This window comes from Microbacterium sp. PI-1 (assembly GCF_004337555.1).
Taxonomy (GTDB): domain Bacteria; phylum Actinomycetota; class Actinomycetes; order Actinomycetales; family Microbacteriaceae; genus Microbacterium; species Microbacterium aurugineum.
In genome coordinates this window covers 44,823-60,005 of sequence record NZ_SJYZ01000014.1, presented here as the reverse complement: position 1 = coordinate 60,005, position 15,183 = coordinate 44,823, and the positions used below count along the sequence as shown (strand labels likewise).

The 15,183-nt window shown below is 66.7% G+C and carries 11 protein-coding genes; 7 read left to right on the top strand and 4 right to left on the bottom strand.

What is annotated here, in order from left to right:
* Window positions 1–223 precede the first annotated feature (223 nt).
* Complete coding sequence (locus E0W80_RS12730) at window positions 224–3,502, top strand: right-handed parallel beta-helix repeat-containing protein (protein WP_240740522.1); 3,279 nt, start codon at window positions 224–226, stop codon at window positions 3,500–3,502.
* Between the two features lie 76 nt (window positions 3,503–3,578).
* Here E0W80_RS12730 and E0W80_RS12725 read toward each other — a convergent pair whose 3' ends face one another.
* From E0W80_RS12725 to E0W80_RS12715, 3 genes are read right to left on the bottom strand one after another with little or no spacing between them, the layout of a single operon-like run.
* Window positions 3,579–4,748, bottom strand: coding sequence for a glycosyltransferase (locus E0W80_RS12725; RefSeq protein ID WP_131492966.1), 1,170 nt, complete (start codon window positions 4,746–4,748; stop codon window positions 3,579–3,581).
* Window positions 4,745–5,941, bottom strand: a complete 1,197-nt coding sequence (locus tag E0W80_RS12720) for a glycosyltransferase (protein WP_131492964.1) — start codon at window positions 5,939–5,941, stop codon at window positions 4,745–4,747. Before E0W80_RS12720 ends, E0W80_RS12725 begins: the two co-directional genes overlap by 4 nt.
* A 4-nt stretch (window positions 5,942–5,945) precedes the next feature.
* On the bottom strand, window positions 5,946–7,472 hold the full coding sequence (locus E0W80_RS12715) for a sugar transferase (RefSeq protein WP_131492963.1): 1,527 nt from the start codon (window positions 7,470–7,472) through the stop codon (window positions 5,946–5,948).
* A gap of 349 nt (window positions 7,473–7,821) precedes the next feature.
* Between E0W80_RS12715 and E0W80_RS12710 the strand changes: the two genes are divergently transcribed.
* From E0W80_RS12710 to E0W80_RS12700, 3 genes are all read left to right on the top strand, one after another.
* Window positions 7,822–8,982, top strand: coding sequence for a low temperature requirement protein A (locus tag E0W80_RS12710; protein ID WP_131493021.1), 1,161 nt, complete (start codon window positions 7,822–7,824; stop codon window positions 8,980–8,982).
* A 195-nt stretch (window positions 8,983–9,177) separates the two neighbouring features.
* On the top strand, window positions 9,178–9,453 hold the full coding sequence (locus E0W80_RS12705; protein WP_131492962.1) for a hypothetical protein: 276 nt from the start codon (window positions 9,178–9,180) through the stop codon (window positions 9,451–9,453).
* Window positions 9,454–9,555: 102 nt separating this feature from the next.
* The gene (locus tag E0W80_RS12700; protein WP_205802341.1) at window positions 9,556–10,728 is read left to right on the top strand and encodes an acyl-CoA desaturase; all 1,173 of its coding nucleotides are present in this window, start codon (window positions 9,556–9,558) and stop codon (window positions 10,726–10,728) included.
* 89 nt (window positions 10,729–10,817) lie between these two features.
* Here the strand turns inward: E0W80_RS12700 and E0W80_RS12695 are convergent, their stop codons facing one another.
* A complete protein-coding gene (locus E0W80_RS12695; protein WP_131492961.1) occupies window positions 10,818–12,203 on the bottom strand; it encodes a cell division initiation protein in 1,386 nt (461 codons plus the stop codon).
* A 310-nt stretch (window positions 12,204–12,513) separates the two neighbouring features.
* On the opposite strand from E0W80_RS12695, the gene E0W80_RS12690 reads away from it, so the two are divergent.
* The 3 genes from E0W80_RS12690 to E0W80_RS12680 all read left to right on the top strand — a co-directional run bounded on the left by E0W80_RS12690 (window position 12,514) and on the right by E0W80_RS12680 (window position 15,165).
* Window positions 12,514–12,807: a hypothetical protein gene (locus tag E0W80_RS12690; protein WP_227991969.1), complete on the top strand. Its 294-nt coding sequence runs from the start codon at window positions 12,514–12,516 to the stop codon at window positions 12,805–12,807.
* 131 nt (window positions 12,808–12,938) lie between these two features.
* Window positions 12,939–14,264, top strand: coding sequence for a peptidoglycan DD-metalloendopeptidase family protein (locus tag E0W80_RS12685; RefSeq protein WP_131492959.1), 1,326 nt, complete (start codon window positions 12,939–12,941; stop codon window positions 14,262–14,264).
* A gap of 55 nt (window positions 14,265–14,319) precedes the next feature.
* Window positions 14,320–15,165 (top strand): transposase, encoded by an 846-nt coding sequence (locus E0W80_RS12680; RefSeq protein WP_131492958.1) that lies wholly within the window; start codon window positions 14,320–14,322, stop codon window positions 15,163–15,165.
* Window positions 15,166–15,183 lie beyond the last annotated feature (18 nt).

The following is a 15,183-nucleotide window of genomic DNA, read 5'->3' as shown; positions in this document are numbered from 1 at the left end:
TACAACCCTTGCCGCGCAGCGGCCGCGTTGGTGCAGGCTGGATTTCTCAGGCCTCCCTGCTATCATCGCGGGTGGCAGGGGGCCTCGCTGATCGTCGCGCCTCCGGAGCTGCGTCGAAGGGCGAGGAAGAAGCCCGACGATAGACAGAATCGACGTGAACTCCGTGCCCCTCTCGAATCGCCCCGCATCGACCTCCCATCCGGCACTACGTCGGCTCACCCGCGTGACCATCGCCGTCGCGGTGGTGTTCGGGACGACGCTGACTGCGCTCACCCCCGCCTTCGCGGATGCACCCGCTCTGTCCACGGAGCAGGTGACGTCGGTGCTGCTGCACGATTCCATGGAGAGGACGACGAGCGCCGGATGGGGCGCAGATCCGTCCGGCACGCCATACGAGGTAACACCTTCCGCGCAAGCCGCGGTCAACGACGGGGAGGGCTCCCTGGTGCCGCCCGCACCGGGTCGCACTGCCGCCGTCAATTGGAAGAGCGAGGTGCCGGCGGATGTCGATGTGACGACGGCGCTGAAGATCGCTCGGAACGAGTCGGAACGTGGAGGCGCGTACGTCGGAGCCCATGTGCGTCAACAGGGCGACCGATCCTACGCGGTGCGCATCCGTGCGACGGAGACGGGAGCGACGGAGCTGAGCCTCGCCTCTTTCGTGGGGTACGTCGCGACGCCCTTCGCCCAGCGGACGGTGGATGTCGACGGTGCTCTCGCCACCGGCATCAACCTCGAGATCCAGGCGGTCGGAACCGACCCTGTTGTGCTGCGCGCCCGCGTGTGGGCGCAGAACGAGGAGAAGCCGGACTGGCAGCTCGAGTATCGCGATGCCGAGGCGGGTCGACTGACGCAGGGCGGAGGACTGGGGTGGAGCCACTACGCGTCTTCCGGCGGCGTCGTTCTCCCGGTCCAGGTCGGGGAGATCACCGCAACCACGGTCGCGCGGAGCGACGAGGAGCCTGGGACCGATCAGGGCACGCAGCCCGGTGCGGATCCGGAGGATCAGCCGGGAACGGATCCGGAGGATCAGCCGGGAACGGATCCGGGCGCGCAGCCCGGTACGGATCCCGAAACCGAACCGGGAACGGATCCGGAAAAGGGAACAGGCATCGGTCCTTGCTCCGCTGAGGACATTGTCTGCGACACGCTTGAGCGATCTGTCACCGGGGGGTGGGGATCCACAGACACGGGAGAGGCATGGGTCCCGTCCCGCGGGGCGATCCTCGACGTCGCCGACGGTGTCGGTTCGATCACCAGTCCCTCCAGCGGACGTACGGCCATCCTCGAGCTCCGCGATGTTCGCGCCGCGGACGTTTCGGGCTCCTTCAGCTTCGGGATCCGCGAACTCCCGTCGTCCGGATCCGGCGTCTACGTCTCCGGGGCCGTGCGAGTGACTCCGGATGGTGCCTATGGGATCCGCGTCCGCGTGCAGCCGAACGGTGTCGCTCACCTCAGCATCGTGCGTCTCTCTGATCTGACCACCGCGAAGACCCTGGCCGAGTACCGCTGGGATCAGCGCGTCGCGACCGACACGGACCTTCGCATCGCCTATCAGGTGACGGGCACGGACGAAGTGCACCTCGCCGCGAAGATGTGGGCCGCGAACGGGGTCGAGCCTGGAGCATGGCAGGTGGCAGTCGAGGATTCCTCTCAGGACCGCATCAGTCAGCCGGGCGGTTCGGGGTTGACGGTTTACTCATCGACCGGTGGAAGCGTTCGAACCGTGGACATCGACGACTTTCGGATGCAGAAGGTCGGAGACGGTGCGCCGGGCCCCGGTGCGCCGGACCCCGGTGCGCCGGACCCCGATGATCAAGATCAGGTGCGAGGTGAACCCGGGGCGCGAGAAGTCGCGGACTTCGACGATGTCGCGCCCGCCGATGCGATCTTCGTCTCTCCGAACGGAGTCGACAGCGCCTCCGGATCGCGGGGCGCCCCGCTGCGGACGGTCACCGCGGCTCTGCGGATGGTTCCCAACGGGGGAACCATCGTGCTCCGCGCCGGCAGTTACCACGAAGAGGTGCTCGTTCCGCCGCAGAAGCGGGTCACGATTCAGGCCGCGCCTCGGGAAGAGGTGTGGTTCGATGGGGCGGCTCCCGTCTCGGGATGGCGGTCGGAAGGCGCCGTCTGGATCAAGGACGGCTGGGACACGCGTCTCGACTCGAGTCCGACCTACACAAAGGGTGCGCCCGACAACACCACTCCAGGCTGGCAGTTCGTCAACCCGGCCAAGCCGATGGCCGCACATCCGGACCAGGTCTGGATCGAGGGGACGCAGTTGACCGAGGTCGCGCGCCGGGACCAGGTCGGCGCGGGGACGTTCTTCGTCGACGACTCGAGACGTCAGCTCGTGATCGGCTCAGATCCGACCGGGGCGGATGTCGCGGCCAGCACACTCACGCAGGCGTTGTCGGTCCGATCCGTTGGCAGCGAGATCCGAGGTATCGGGGTCCGTCGCTATGCAACGAGCGTCCCGCAGATGGGAACAGTGATCGTCGCCGCGAACGATGTGTCTCTCACGGACGTGGTCATCCGCGACAACTCGACCACCGGCGTGTACTCCTGGGGTCTGCGAACCAGCCTCACGCGGGTTTCGCTCATCAACAATGGGTTGCTCGGAGGAGGCGCGGCGACGGCCGATGGCCTCACCCTGCACCGTGTGCTGTCCCGCGGCAACAACGCCGAGGGATTCAACCGAGCTCCCGTCTCGGGGGCGTTCAAGGTGACCCGCTCGCGCGGTGTCACGGTCACGGACAGCGCCTTCATCGAAAACACCGGTCAGGGGCCGTGGTTCGATGAGTCGGTCTACGACATCACCTTCACCGGCAACGACGTGATTGGGAACACCGGGAACGGGCTGGTCCTCGAGCTGTCCGAGCGCGCGGTCGTCGCCGACAACATCGTGGCGGACAACGATCTCTCTGGAATCTACGTGATCAACACAGGGAACGTCGCCATCTGGAACAACACGGTGGTGGGCAACCAGCGCAACGTCAACATCACTCAGGACTCACGCCGTGCGTCCGACACGAAAGCGGCTGGCCATGACCCTCGGCAACCGCTGCCGGATCCCACTGTCAGCTGGATCATCGCGAAGACGGTCGTTTCCAACAACATCATTGGTGATGCCTCGGGCAACTGCCTCGTCTGTGTGGAAGACCGTTCCAAGGAGTTCACGGCAGCGCAGATGGTCTCGTCGATGAACGGCAACCTCTATTCGCGTCCGTCCAATTCTCAGCCGGCGTGGTTCGGGGTGTGGTCTCGTGGGGCGGCGGGCAATCCTTCCGTCTCGTCGACTCTTGCAGAGTTCACGGCGGCGACAGGCCAGGAGCGCCGCTCGGTTCTGATCGAGGGAGCATCCGTCGTGACCGATCTCCGCACCCTGCGTCCGACCTACCTGGTTCGGCAGGGCGAGATTGCTGTCCCGGTACCGGGTGCCGTGAGTAACGTCTCGCACCTGCCATCTGGGGCCTCCGTGCTCGGAGCCCAGGACAGGTGAGAGCGAACGAACTGAAGCTGACCGAGCCGGGTATCGAGAGCCTGAGGCCTCGATACCCGGCCGGTCGGGGGTGGCTCTATCGGTCGTCTTCGTCGACCGTCGTGCGACGCCGATCCAGGACATGCGTCGCAATGCTCGACCGGTACACCGACGGTGCGTGCCGGCGGAGCGCCTCGGCTCGGCTGTCGGCGACGGTCGACACCATCTCATCCCAGTTTGCATCGATGTCCGCCAGCGCGTTCGCGATCGCATCCGGACTTCCGGCACTCACGAGCTGGGCGGTCGCATAGCCGCCGGCGGCTTCACGCAATCCGCTGCTGTCGCTCGCGATCACGGGGCGCAGGGCAAGGATGCCTTCGACCGCTGTGTTTCCGAACGGCTCGTCGGCGCGCGAGGGGACGACCAGTACGTCTGCCTCGGCGAGAAATGGCCAGATGTCCGAATGGAACCCGGCGAACTCGACGGCCACATCGGCAGCGGCAGCCTTCTGGCGCAGGTCGCGCTCGAACCACTCGTATCCTTCGAAGACAGCTCCCACAAGGGTCACGTCGACGAGGCGGCCCTCCGCCTGTAGGCGGTGCGCGGCATCGATCACGAGATCCGGTCCCTTCCGCGGCGACAGCCGGCCGACGTAGAGCACACGGAGCGCGTGCTCGGTGCGTGGCCGGGGAGCAACAGGGTGGGGTGGCGAGGCGACGCCGTTGTAGACGACATGCGAGCGGCGGGCGAGAGCCGGGAGCGCGGTATCGATGGTGTCGCGACTGAACCGACTATTCACGAGAGTGCGCTGCGAGACGAGATGAGGGGAGTACAGGATGCGGTTCACGATCCTGCTGCCCGACGCTTCCGCCTCGTGAACGTGACTGATGGAGCGTGTGCGCCGTAGCCGGGCAACGAGCGGCCATTGCGGAATGATGATCGTCGAGACGTACACGACGTCAGGGCGGACGCGACTCATGAGCCGCCAGGCGGCTCCGAATCCGCGGAACGTATCGCGGAACAGTCGGGGGAGACCGCGCGGGGTCAGGAGGACCTTGCGCAGGACCAGCATCGGGAGGATCACGACCTCGGCGCCAACAGCCCGGAGCTCGTGCACCAGAAGTCCGGTGCTGGGCAGAGCCACGACGACGCGGGCGCCAGCTTCCACGAGGCCGGCTGCGCTCTCGAGTAGCATCCGGTCGGAGCCGAACATCTCGGCGCCCGGATGCGCCAAGAGAACGGTGGGGCGCATCGGGTTCTCGGTCATGACGCCGCCGATCCAACCGCGGCCGGCGACCAGTCTGTCGATCGCCGACGTGCGCGACGAGCGGAGGGATGGATCGTCGCGCGCTCGGCGAGGCGCTGGGCGAGCGTTTCGTACTCGTCCGCGACATCGTCCCAGCGGAACCGGTTGCGCGCGATCTCTTGTGCGGCCTTCGCCCGCGACGCGGTCAGCATCGGCTCGCCCTCTGCCGCCATGATCTGCGAGGAGACCTCGCACGCGTCTGAGAAGAACCAGCCGTTGCCGTCCAGCACTTCGCGATTGAAGGGCACGTCATAGCCGATCACGGCCGTACCGGCACCCATCGCGCGAAGAAGTGAGGGGTTTGTGCCCCCCACGGAGTGGCCGTGCAGATAGGTGACTGCGTTTGCGTAGAGCGCATCGAGCAGGTCTTGGTCGTAGATACCACCGACCAGTCGAATCCGGTCGTCGCCGTCGGCCACGCGCTCGATCTCCTGTGTGTAGTCAGCGCTGTAGGGTGCTGAGCCGACGACGACGAGAGGGAGTTCCGCCTTGCTGTCGTGGTAACCCTGAACGATCTCGAGCACGTGGTTCTCAGGTTCGAACCTTGCCACGACGAGGTGGTACCCGCCGGGCGTCAAATCCATCTCCTCGACCCCGCGGGCTGGTAACTCGTCAAGAATCGGTGCGCCGTAGCGGATGAGTTCCGTCGGCACGTCGAACTGGTGGCGATAGTAGTCGGCGATCCCGGGGGCGTCCGCGATGAGGGCGTCCGCTGTGCGAACCCCGAATTGCTCGGCCCATCGGTAATACGCCTTGCCGCGTGGGCCCCACTTCGAGCGCCGCCACTCCAAACCGTCCATGTGCAGAGCCACCGGCGCGCGTCTGAGGCGCAGCAGAGGCAGGAAGGGGGAGTTGGCGGCGTTGAAGACGAAGGTCGCGTCGGGGCGACGTCGGAATATGAGGTGCAATGCGGAGAGCCCGGTGTGGCTGAGCGTCTCGACTTGTTTCACCGGAACAGCGGGGAGGTGCACGACACGCATGCCGAGGTATTCGTTCTCGCGACGTTCGGAACCGCGCGTGTAGACGACCACGTCGTGCCCTCGATCCGCGAGGCGACGCCCGACCTCCTCGATCGCGGTCTCGAAACCTCCATAGGCCGCGGGCACTCCTCGGGTCCCCACCATCGCGATGGTGAGGCGGTTCGAATAGCTCATCCGTTCAGTATGCCCCGCTCGGCTGGACCATGACCTTCGCCGTGCGCCACATGATCTGCAAGTCGTTCATGACCGACCAGTTCTCGACGTAGCGCAAGTCGAGGCGGACACTCTCGTCCCACGAGAGGTCGCTGCGTCCGGACACCTGCCACAGACCGGTGATACCCGGCTTGATGTACAGGCGACGGAACACCGTGCCGTCATAGGCGGTGACCTCCCTGGGCAGCGGCGGACGAGGGCCGACGACGCTCATGTCTCCGGTGAGGACATTCCAGAACTGAGGGAGCTCGTCGAGTGACAGCTTGCGCAGGATCTTTCCGATGCGTGTGACGCGCGGGTCATCCTTCATCTTGAAGAGAAGGCCGGCGCCTTCGTTCTGTGCCTTGAGCGCTGCGAGCTGCTGCTCCGCGTCGGTCTTCATCGAACGGAACTTGACCATCTTGAAGGTGCGCCCGTCTCGTCCGACGCGCTCCTGGAAGAAGAACACCGGTCCTGGCGAGTCGAGCTTGATGAGCGTCGCCAGCACCGGGGTGACCAGGCCGATGGGGATGAGAGCGAGCGTCGCCACCGCGATGTCGAGCGCACGCTTGAGCATGTGCACGCCACCCTCGTAGGTTGGGATCTTCACCTGGATCAGGGGGAGACCGTCGACCTGGCGGAGGGAGATGCGGGGTCCTGCGACATCGGTCAGCCGACTCGACAACACGAGCTCGGCGGCAGTTCCTTCCAACTGCCAGCTGAGCTGCTTGATGAAGTCGGGGTCTCCCTCGGGGCGGCTCGCCACGATGATGGTGTCCGCCCCGAGCTGCGCCGCGGCTGCGGCGACAGAGTGAAGATTGCCCACGACCGGGTAAACACTCTCCCCGATCGTGAGCGTGCCGGCATTGCGATCCAGCAGCGTCGTCCCCACGACGTGGTAGCCGTTCTCCGCACCCTTCTGCAGAGAATCGATCACATACTCGACGTCCCCGGTATCGCCGACGACCAGGGTCCTCGACGCGTACTGGCCCCTGAGGCGCTGCCGCTGCAGCCAGCGGCGCCAGGTCCAGCGTGCGAAGAGCAGCCCGAGCATCCCGACCGGGAGCGCGGCGAAGAACAGCGGCTGCAGTCCTTCCCACTCCAGGAGGACGCCCGCGATCGCGGCGATGCCGAAGGCGAGACCGCCGGCGTGTGCCACGCGGCGGTACTCGGTGGCTCCGGATCCGAAGATGGCGGCCGCCCGGGTGTTGAGGGCCGACAGCATCAGATACCAGGCCAGGCCGAGAAGCGCCGCGTTGCGCAGCGCTTCGGCGGCCCACACGTCGGTGATCAGCTGGATCGCCGCCGTCAGACCGACCGCGAACAGGATGACAGCCGCATCCGTGATCCGCAGGCGCATCCGATAGCCGCGCTCCCACTGACGACGTCGTTCCAAGGTCGCCGATGCGCGCGGTGTGACCACCGTGCGCGTCACCGACTTGGTGGCTCGCGGAGCCGCCACCGGCACGAAGCCCGTGCGAGTGATGCTCAGGGCATCCTCGACGGAAGTCATGCCGAGGCCCCATGAGCCGTGAATGTACGCAACATTCCCCAGTGCGTCATTTGATTCCCCAGATTCCCCAAACCGTGAACCCCACGTTCACGGCATCTATCTGCGTCCCGACCCCTCGGGTCCTGCTGGTTCACCGTGATCCCACATCACGGAGCGCATCTCGCCATCCCTAAACGGCGGTTGCATACAGCAGGCACTGCAGACGTTGATCACTGTAGCGGATCGAGCCCGTGAGGGGAAGACGCTTATGGCGATGGATTGTATCGAGTGTCGCCGCGGGGATGAACCCTGGCGCTATCCTGTCGCCGTGACCGCGAACCCGACCGCTGCGCGCTTCCACCTCCGCCCGATGCTGCCGCGCGATCCTGCCCAGCCGCACCGCACCGCCAGCACGCTCGAGCTGTTCTTCGACCTCGTGTTCGTCGTCGCGGTGAGTATCGCATCTGCGCAGCTGCACCACGTGCTGAGCCATGGCGACTTCCTGCACGGCATCACCTCGTACGCCATGTTGTTCTTCGCGATCTGGTGGGCCTGGATGAACTTCACGTGGTTCGCGACGTCCTTCGACACCGACGACTGGCTCTATCGCGTGACGACGTTCGTTCAGATGGGTGGTGTCCTCGTGGTCGCGGCGGGCATCCCACGGGCGTTCACCGACGGTGACTTCACGATCACGGTCCTCGGATACGTCGTCATGCGCATCGCGATGGTGGCGCAGTGGCTGCGGGCATCACGCTCGGCCGGTCCCTTGCGTTCGGCGACACGGCGATACGCGTTCGGCATCGCCGCGGTCCAGGTGCTGTGGATCCTCTTCCTCGTGATTCCGAGCGGGCCCTGGCAGATCGCCGCGTTCGTCGTCTTCGCCCTCATCGAGATCGGCATCCCGGTGTTCGCCGAGTACCGGAAGCAGACGCCCTGGCATCCTCACCACATCACGGAGCGCTACGGGCTCTTCACCCTGATCGTGTTGGGGGAGAGTCTGCTCGCGTCCGCGAACGCCATCATCGAAGCGATCGAGGAGGTCGAGAGCCTCGGTCCGCTGATCGCGATCTCGGTGCTCACGCTCGTCGTCACGGCGTCACTGTGGTGGATCTACTTCTGGCCACCGCACCACCGGGCCATCACCAGCTTCCAGCGCTCACTGCGATACGGCTACACGCACTACTTCGTCTTTGCAGCTGCCGCCGCCTTCTCGGCCGGGATCGAGGTCGAACTCGACGTGTTGACGGGGGAGAGCCATCTGTCCAACGTCGCGGCCTCCTTCACCGTCACCATCCCGATCGCGATCTTCCTGCTCGGCATCTGGTGGATCGCGATCCGGGAGAACGCCGACCGCGTGGTGAACACCGTCGTCCCGATCGCTGCTCTTCTCGTGCTGCTGGACCCGGTGCTTCCGATCCCCGTGACCTTGACGGCTCTGATCCTCGTCGGCGTCGTCGTGGTGCTGGTCCTTCGGCCGCCGGTGGTATCGGCAGACGGCAACGAGGTCTCGCGCGAGCCGCGGCGCTGATCCAGCGCGCCACAGGGTGATGCAACGGTCTGCTATGCTGATCATGCAACGTGTGTGCATCGCCCCTCTCGGCCGCCACGTCGCCACTGATCAGGGCCATCACGGACCGCGCACATCGATGCGTGCGGAATCCGCCCTCGATCTCACATCTTGCGGAGCGCCACGCGTGTCCGCCACACAGCAATGAGCATGACCATGAGCACGACCACTTTTCCTCCATCCGATCCGTTGACCTGGAAGCAGGCTGACGACGACGTCCACGTCGCGACCCGTGCCGGCGAATTCGCCGGTTTCGTCGAGTTCGACGGCAGCGCCCATCTCGTGCGCGACAGCCACGGCGCCGAGCTCGGCGCATTCGGCTCGCTCGACGAGGCCTTCCGTGCGCTCGAAGACGCACACGAGCCGACCCCACAGGGTCCTGCCTTCCTCCCGCGAGCCTGGCGGCGCCGCGCTCGCCGCGCCCGCGCCTGACCGAGCGGCGAGACGCCGGAACTGACCGCGCCTGGGTGCTCGTCGTGAGGTTCCGATGTATTCCCTGACGCGTATGCGGTGGGGGCTACTGTGAGGTAAGCGTTGGGCGGCTGCCTTGGGCTTTCACAGCTCAAGGGCTCCGAACGTCAGGAGAAGATCATCTCCATCACACAGATCGAACCGACCGCGGCAACGCTGGGCCCGATTCGTCAGACGTACTCCGGCAATGCGGATTTCCCGCCGATGGCCAAGGCGTACAAGCAGGTGTCGCAGGTGGTCAAGGAGACCGGGCTGCTCGGCCGGACGCAGTGGTTCTACGTCTTGGTGTCCGTCGGCATCGCCGTCGCTCTCGGCGGCCTCATCACCGGCTTCATCCTGCTCGGCGACAGCTGGTTCCAGTTGCTCATCGCGGCGGGCCTCGGCATCGTCCTCACGCAGATCGCGTTCCTCGGGCACGAGGCCGCGCACCGCCAGATCCTCACGACGGGTCCCGCGAACTTCAAGCTCGCACGCATCGTGATCGCCAGCATCGGCATGAGCTACTCGTGGTGGGACTCGAAGCACACCAAACACCACGGCAACCCGAACCAGGTCGGCAAGGACCCCGACATCGAGGTCGACACCATCTCGTTCCTCGAGGAGGACGCGGCGAAGGCGAAGGGCTTGATCAAGCTGATCACCCGCAAGCAGGGGTGGCTCTTCTTCCCTCTTCTCACGCTCGAGGGACTGAACCTCCACTTCCTCGGACTGAAGTACCTCCTGACGACCAAGAACGTCAAGGGACGCTGGACCGAGCTGAGCATCATCGCACTGCGGTTCGCCCTGATCCTCGTGCCCGTGTTCATGATGCTCCCGCTCGGGATGGCGTTCGCGTTCATGGGCGTGCAGTTCGCGGTGTTCGGTGTCTACATGGGGGCCGCCTTCGCGCCGAACCACAAGGGCATGCCGATCGTCGATCCTGCCGCCCGTCTCGACTTCTTCACCAAGCAGGTCCGCACCTCCCGCAACATCAGCGGGGGCTGGTGGACGACCTGGCTCATGGGCGGACTCAACTACCAGGTGGAGCACCACCTCTTCCCGAGCATGCCGCGACCGCATCTGGCGAAGGCGCGGGAGATCGTGCGCGACTACTGTGCCGCGAACAACGTGCCGTACACGGAGACCAGCCTCGGACGCTCGTACCTGATCGTGATCGAGTACCTCAACCGGGTCGGCCTCGCGGCCGGCGCCGACCCGTTCGACTGCCCGGCGGTGGCGCAGTTCGGTCGGGCGTAGCCCTCAGACACCACCCGGGCGCTGATCAGTCCGGGAACGAGAGAGGCGCGATCAGGGAATCCCTGCTCGCGCCTCTCTCGTCTGCGTGACTACTTGGAGGACTTCTTCTTCGTCTCCACCACGTCGATCGTGATCTTCTCGAGCGGGCTGTCGTCGAGCTCATCCTCGAGGACCTCATCGCCGAGGAAGGTCTCTTCCGGGGCCTCGTCCGCGACGGCCTCTGCGGGGGCTGCGCCGGGTGCGTCCGCTCCGGTGATCTCCGTCGGCAGCGCGTCGTCGGAGAAGATGCCGTCAGGACGGATCAGCTCGCGCACCTCGGCCATGAAGCTCGAGAGCTGCTGCTGCTGCCAGCGCAACTGACGCGTGCGGTCCTCCGCATCGTGCAGCACGGCCGTCGTGTGACCGGTGACCGAGTCGACGATCTTCTGCGCCTTCGCGCGAGCGCGTTCGAGGGTCTCGCGAGCACGGACCTGCGCGTCGGCTTCGATGGCCTGCGCCTGCGAACGGGTCAGGCGCTCGTAGTCCTCTGCCCGCGCCGAGATGCGCTGGGCGTGTTCGAGCGACGCCGAGACCTGCTCGTTGGCGTCGTTGGTGATGCGCTCGGCGTGCGCCACGGCCTGGTTGTGCAGAACGAGGAACTCCTGCTGCGCGTCGTCCTGACGACGGGTGAGGGTCTCCTCGAACTCCAGCACTCGGGCGTTCATGTCGCGGACGTCGCGTTCGGCGTCGGCACGCAGCTGGGTCGTCTCGCGCGTGACGAGGGAACGCAACGCGGCGGCGCCCTTCTCCGCCTCGGTGCGGATCGCCGTCGCCTCCTGTGCGGCCTGGTTCACCTTCTCCGCGGCATGTGCGGCTTCGCGTTCGATGCGGGCCTCGTGCGCCGTGTACTCGGTGTCCATCTTCAAGCGCACCTGGTCTGCGTCGCGCTGCGCCTGCTCCTTGATGCGCTCGGCGTCGGCTTCGGCCTCGGCGCGCTGCGCGGTCACTTCCTCACGGGCAGAGGTCATCAGGCGGTCGGCCTGCACAGCGGCGTTCTGGATGAGGACGTTCGCCTGCTCCTCGGCGACGCGGAGGATCGCCTCGAACTGCTGACGCGACGGGGCCTCCTCGCCGTCGGGCTGCGGGGTGTCGACGAGCTCGGAGGTGAGCGTGGCGACCTGCTGCTCGGCGTCGGAGGCCTTGGCGTTCGCGGCGGCCAACTCACTCTCGAGGGCTTCGCGGGCCTTGCGCTCCTCTTCCCGGACCGTCTCGACGGCCTCTTCCTCACGGGCCTGTGCCTCGGCGACGTCGGCGGCAGCCTGCTTGAGCTGATTGCGGAGGGCCGCGAGCGCGGAGTCGACCTCGGCCTTGTCGTAGCCGCGGAAGCCGACCGTGAAGGCGCCCTGCTGGTCGCGCGGCGTGGTCTCGATCAGCTGGTCGAAGAAGTCCGGCGAGCGCTCGTCGTCGCGGCCGGCGTTTCCGGGAGAATCGCTCATGAGGTTCGTGCCTTTCTGGCGTGGACACACGGCGGGCTGCGGCTCCATCCCGGAGTGCGGGACCGTGCGACCGGAGGAGGAGGTCGTCTGGGCTCACGCCGCCATGACCGGGAAGGTCCGGACGGCGAGGCGCTCCTCCCAGCCTAGTTGCGACGGCGCGAAGTTGTGAGCCTGTTTTGCCGGTCTCGGAGGGAGGGCACAGCTCCGGCCGACGGCACATCCGTGACCCCCTGCCTCCTCCCGGCCCGCGGCGCAACCCCGTTTCGACGAAGAGCCGAGTCGCATAGCGTCAGCAGCGAACCGGAAGAAGATGACGACGACCGGAGGCGAGATGTACACGATCATGCGCACGCGGATCGCGCTCAACGAGGCGGAGTACTTCCTGGCGGAGGGCCAGGATGTCGCAGACCTCAGACGGAGGATCGAAGAGGCCATTCGCTCGGGCGGCGGATTCGTCGAGTTCGACGTCGCGGGGGAGCGGTCGGTGAGCGTCCTGATCAGCTCCACCACACAGGTCGTGATCTCGACCTCGACGGCCGATGAGGGCGGGCACGACGACGGCGACGGTGGGACGCCCTACGGCGGGGAGTACGACCTGGTCTGATCAGGACGGCGCCGGTGGCAGCGGATCCACCGGTTCCTCGGTGGCGTTCGCGGGAGACCTCCGCCGCACTGGTACGGTGACGGCGGAGGGCATCACGTCCCTGGGGCCGCCGAACAAGAGAGAACTTCGAGATGAAGCGACCATCCCGCGTGCGTCTCGGTCGCATTGGGATCGCGACCGTGCTCGCACTCGTGATCGGTGCGTCGGCACCATCGCTGTCCTCGAATCTGACCGCGACCGCCGCCAGCGAACCCCAGATGGTGTATCCGGCCTCGGGCAACATCCAGTCGAAGGTGGGCGATGGCTGTCGGGGCAATTACCGCGCCCACGACGGCATCGACATCTCCGGAGCCGGCGGCACGCCCATCGTCGCGTCCTACGACGGTGTCATCAAATCGCGCACCGCGAACAGCGGCTACGGCAACTACACCGACGTCGAGCATGCCGGCGGCTACGTCACGAGGTATGCGCACATGGCGTCGCCGGGGATGTATGCGCCGGGCACCCGGGTGGTCCGCGGCCAGCAGATCGGCGTCGTCGGCAACACGGGCAACTCCCCGGCGTACCACCTGCACTTCGAGGTGCGGCTCAGAGGTGCGGTGTACACCGCGGTCAACAACGGGTTCGTCTGCCTCTCGAACGTCGTGCGGGGTGCCTCGCTTCCCCTGTACTTCCCCGGCCTCGGTGCCGGACAGGCGCCAGGTGTCGCGTCGGCCGACTACACGGGCGACAGGAACGCCGACCTGCTGGAGATCGCCGGAAACGGTGCCCTCCGTCTCCGGCCGGGCACGGGCGCGGGGCGCTTCTCGTCGGGGACGACCCTGTTCGCGGGGTGGGGCGATACCCGCAGGCATCTCACCCATACTGACTTCAATAGTGATGGCAAGGCCGACATCCTCGTGGCGCGGTCCGATGCCGCCCTCGAGTTCTATGCGGGCAACGGCACCGGCGGATTCGCTTCAGCCGCCTCCGTGGGCAACGGCTGGTACAGCATGCTGCATGTGGTCTCCGGAGCCGACTACACGGGTGACGGGAAGCAGGATGTCCTCGGTGTCTCCGCGTCCGGCATCCTGACCATCTACCGTGGCAACGGATTCGGAAGGTTCGGTTCCCCGCACATCACGGTCGGTGGCGGATGGCAGTCCTACCACTTCCTCGTCGGCGGCGACTTCGACAACGACGGGAGTGGCGATCTGATGGCGGTCGACGGTCTGGGAACGCTCTACTTCTATCCTGGGTCGCCGGGGAGGTTCGGTACGCCGCGTGCGGTGGGCTCGGGGTGGGTGGAGTTCACCGCCCTGACCGGAGGCGTCGACTACAACGGCGATGGGCTCGCAGATCTGGTCGCTCGCACCCCCGCCGGTCAGCTCTACTTCTACCCGGGACTCGGCAACGGCAATGTCGGCACCAGATCGTTGATCAGTGCGGACTGGGCCGACCAACTGGCAATCGAGTAGTCCAGGTCGAGCCGCGAACCGACGCTGGAGAAGGTGTGCGGCGTATCGTGGGTGCATGGTCGACCCCACCTTCGAGGAGATCGCGGCCGCTCTGTACGCGGGCTCCCCGGAAGCCTTCGTCGCGTCGCGGAAGGACCGGGCCTCGGAGGTCGAGGATGCGGAACTCGCGTCCCGCATCCTCGCGCTCCGCAAGCCCTCGATCGCGGCCTGGGTCGTGAACGTGTTCGCGCAGCAGCGGGCCGGCCAGCTGGGGGAGGCGCTGCGGCTGGCGGCCGAGCTTCGTGAGGCGCAGGACGAACTGGATGCGCCTGCGCTGGCGAAGCTCGGCAGAGAACGTCGCGCCCTCACGCGCCGGCTCGCGGAGACGGCGGCCGAGATCGCGGGTTCTCGCGGCGAACGCATCACACCCGCGACGCAGGAAGCCGTCGAGCGCAGCATCTCGGCGGCGTTCTTCGATCCCCTGGCTGCGAGCGCGGTCGCCTCCGGGCGGCTGTTGCGGGCGCTCGAACCCACGGCGTCGGCCACCGACATCCGGGACGCTGTGGCCGGCGACATCGATTCGCGGGAAGCCGCCCCGCAGCGGCCGACCGACGAGTTGCAGGAGCGGCGCGCGCGGAGAGAAGCCGAACGTCGCCTCGCCGCGGCCGAGAAGGACCAGACGGCCGCGGAACGGGAGCTCGCGAAGCAGGAGAGGGAGCTGCAGGGACTCCGAGCCCGGGCGGCCGAGCTGGCCGAGAAAGCGGAAGAGCTCGAGGCGGAACTCACCCGGACCCGCGTGGCGGCGAGCCACGTCGAACGGGACATCCCGGAGGTGCAGGAGCGCCGGGCGATTGCCGCAGAGCGGGTGGACGACGCCGCGGAGGCAGCAGCGCTCGCGCGGAAGGCTCTGGACGCCCTCTAGCGTGCAGTTTCCGCAGAG

Coding starts and splice junctions, on each gene's coding strand:
- E0W80_RS12720 (WP_131492964.1), bottom strand. CDS start 5,941: ATGAGCTATTCGAACCGCCTCACCATCGCGATGGTGGGGACCCGAGGA.
- E0W80_RS12710 (WP_131493021.1), top strand. CDS start 7,822: ATGCTGCCGCGCGATCCTGCCCAGCCGCACCGCACCGCCAGCACGCTC.
- E0W80_RS12685 (WP_131492959.1), top strand. CDS start 12,939: ATGAAGCGACCATCCCGCGTGCGTCTCGGTCGCATTGGGATCGCGACC.
- E0W80_RS12690 (WP_227991969.1), top strand. CDS start 12,514: ATGACGACGACCGGAGGCGAGATGTACACGATCATGCGCACGCGGATC.
- E0W80_RS12695 (WP_131492961.1), bottom strand. CDS start 12,203: ATGAGCGATTCTCCCGGAAACGCCGGCCGCGACGACGAGCGCTCGCCG.
- E0W80_RS12680 (WP_131492958.1), top strand. CDS start 14,320: ATGGTCGACCCCACCTTCGAGGAGATCGCGGCCGCTCTGTACGCGGGC.
- E0W80_RS12705 (WP_131492962.1), top strand. CDS start 9,178: ATGAGCACGACCACTTTTCCTCCATCCGATCCGTTGACCTGGAAGCAG.
- E0W80_RS12715 (WP_131492963.1), bottom strand. CDS start 7,472: ATGACTTCCGTCGAGGATGCCCTGAGCATCACTCGCACGGGCTTCGTG.
- E0W80_RS12725 (WP_131492966.1), bottom strand. CDS start 4,748: ATGACCGAGAACCCGATGCGCCCCACCGTTCTCTTGGCGCATCCGGGC.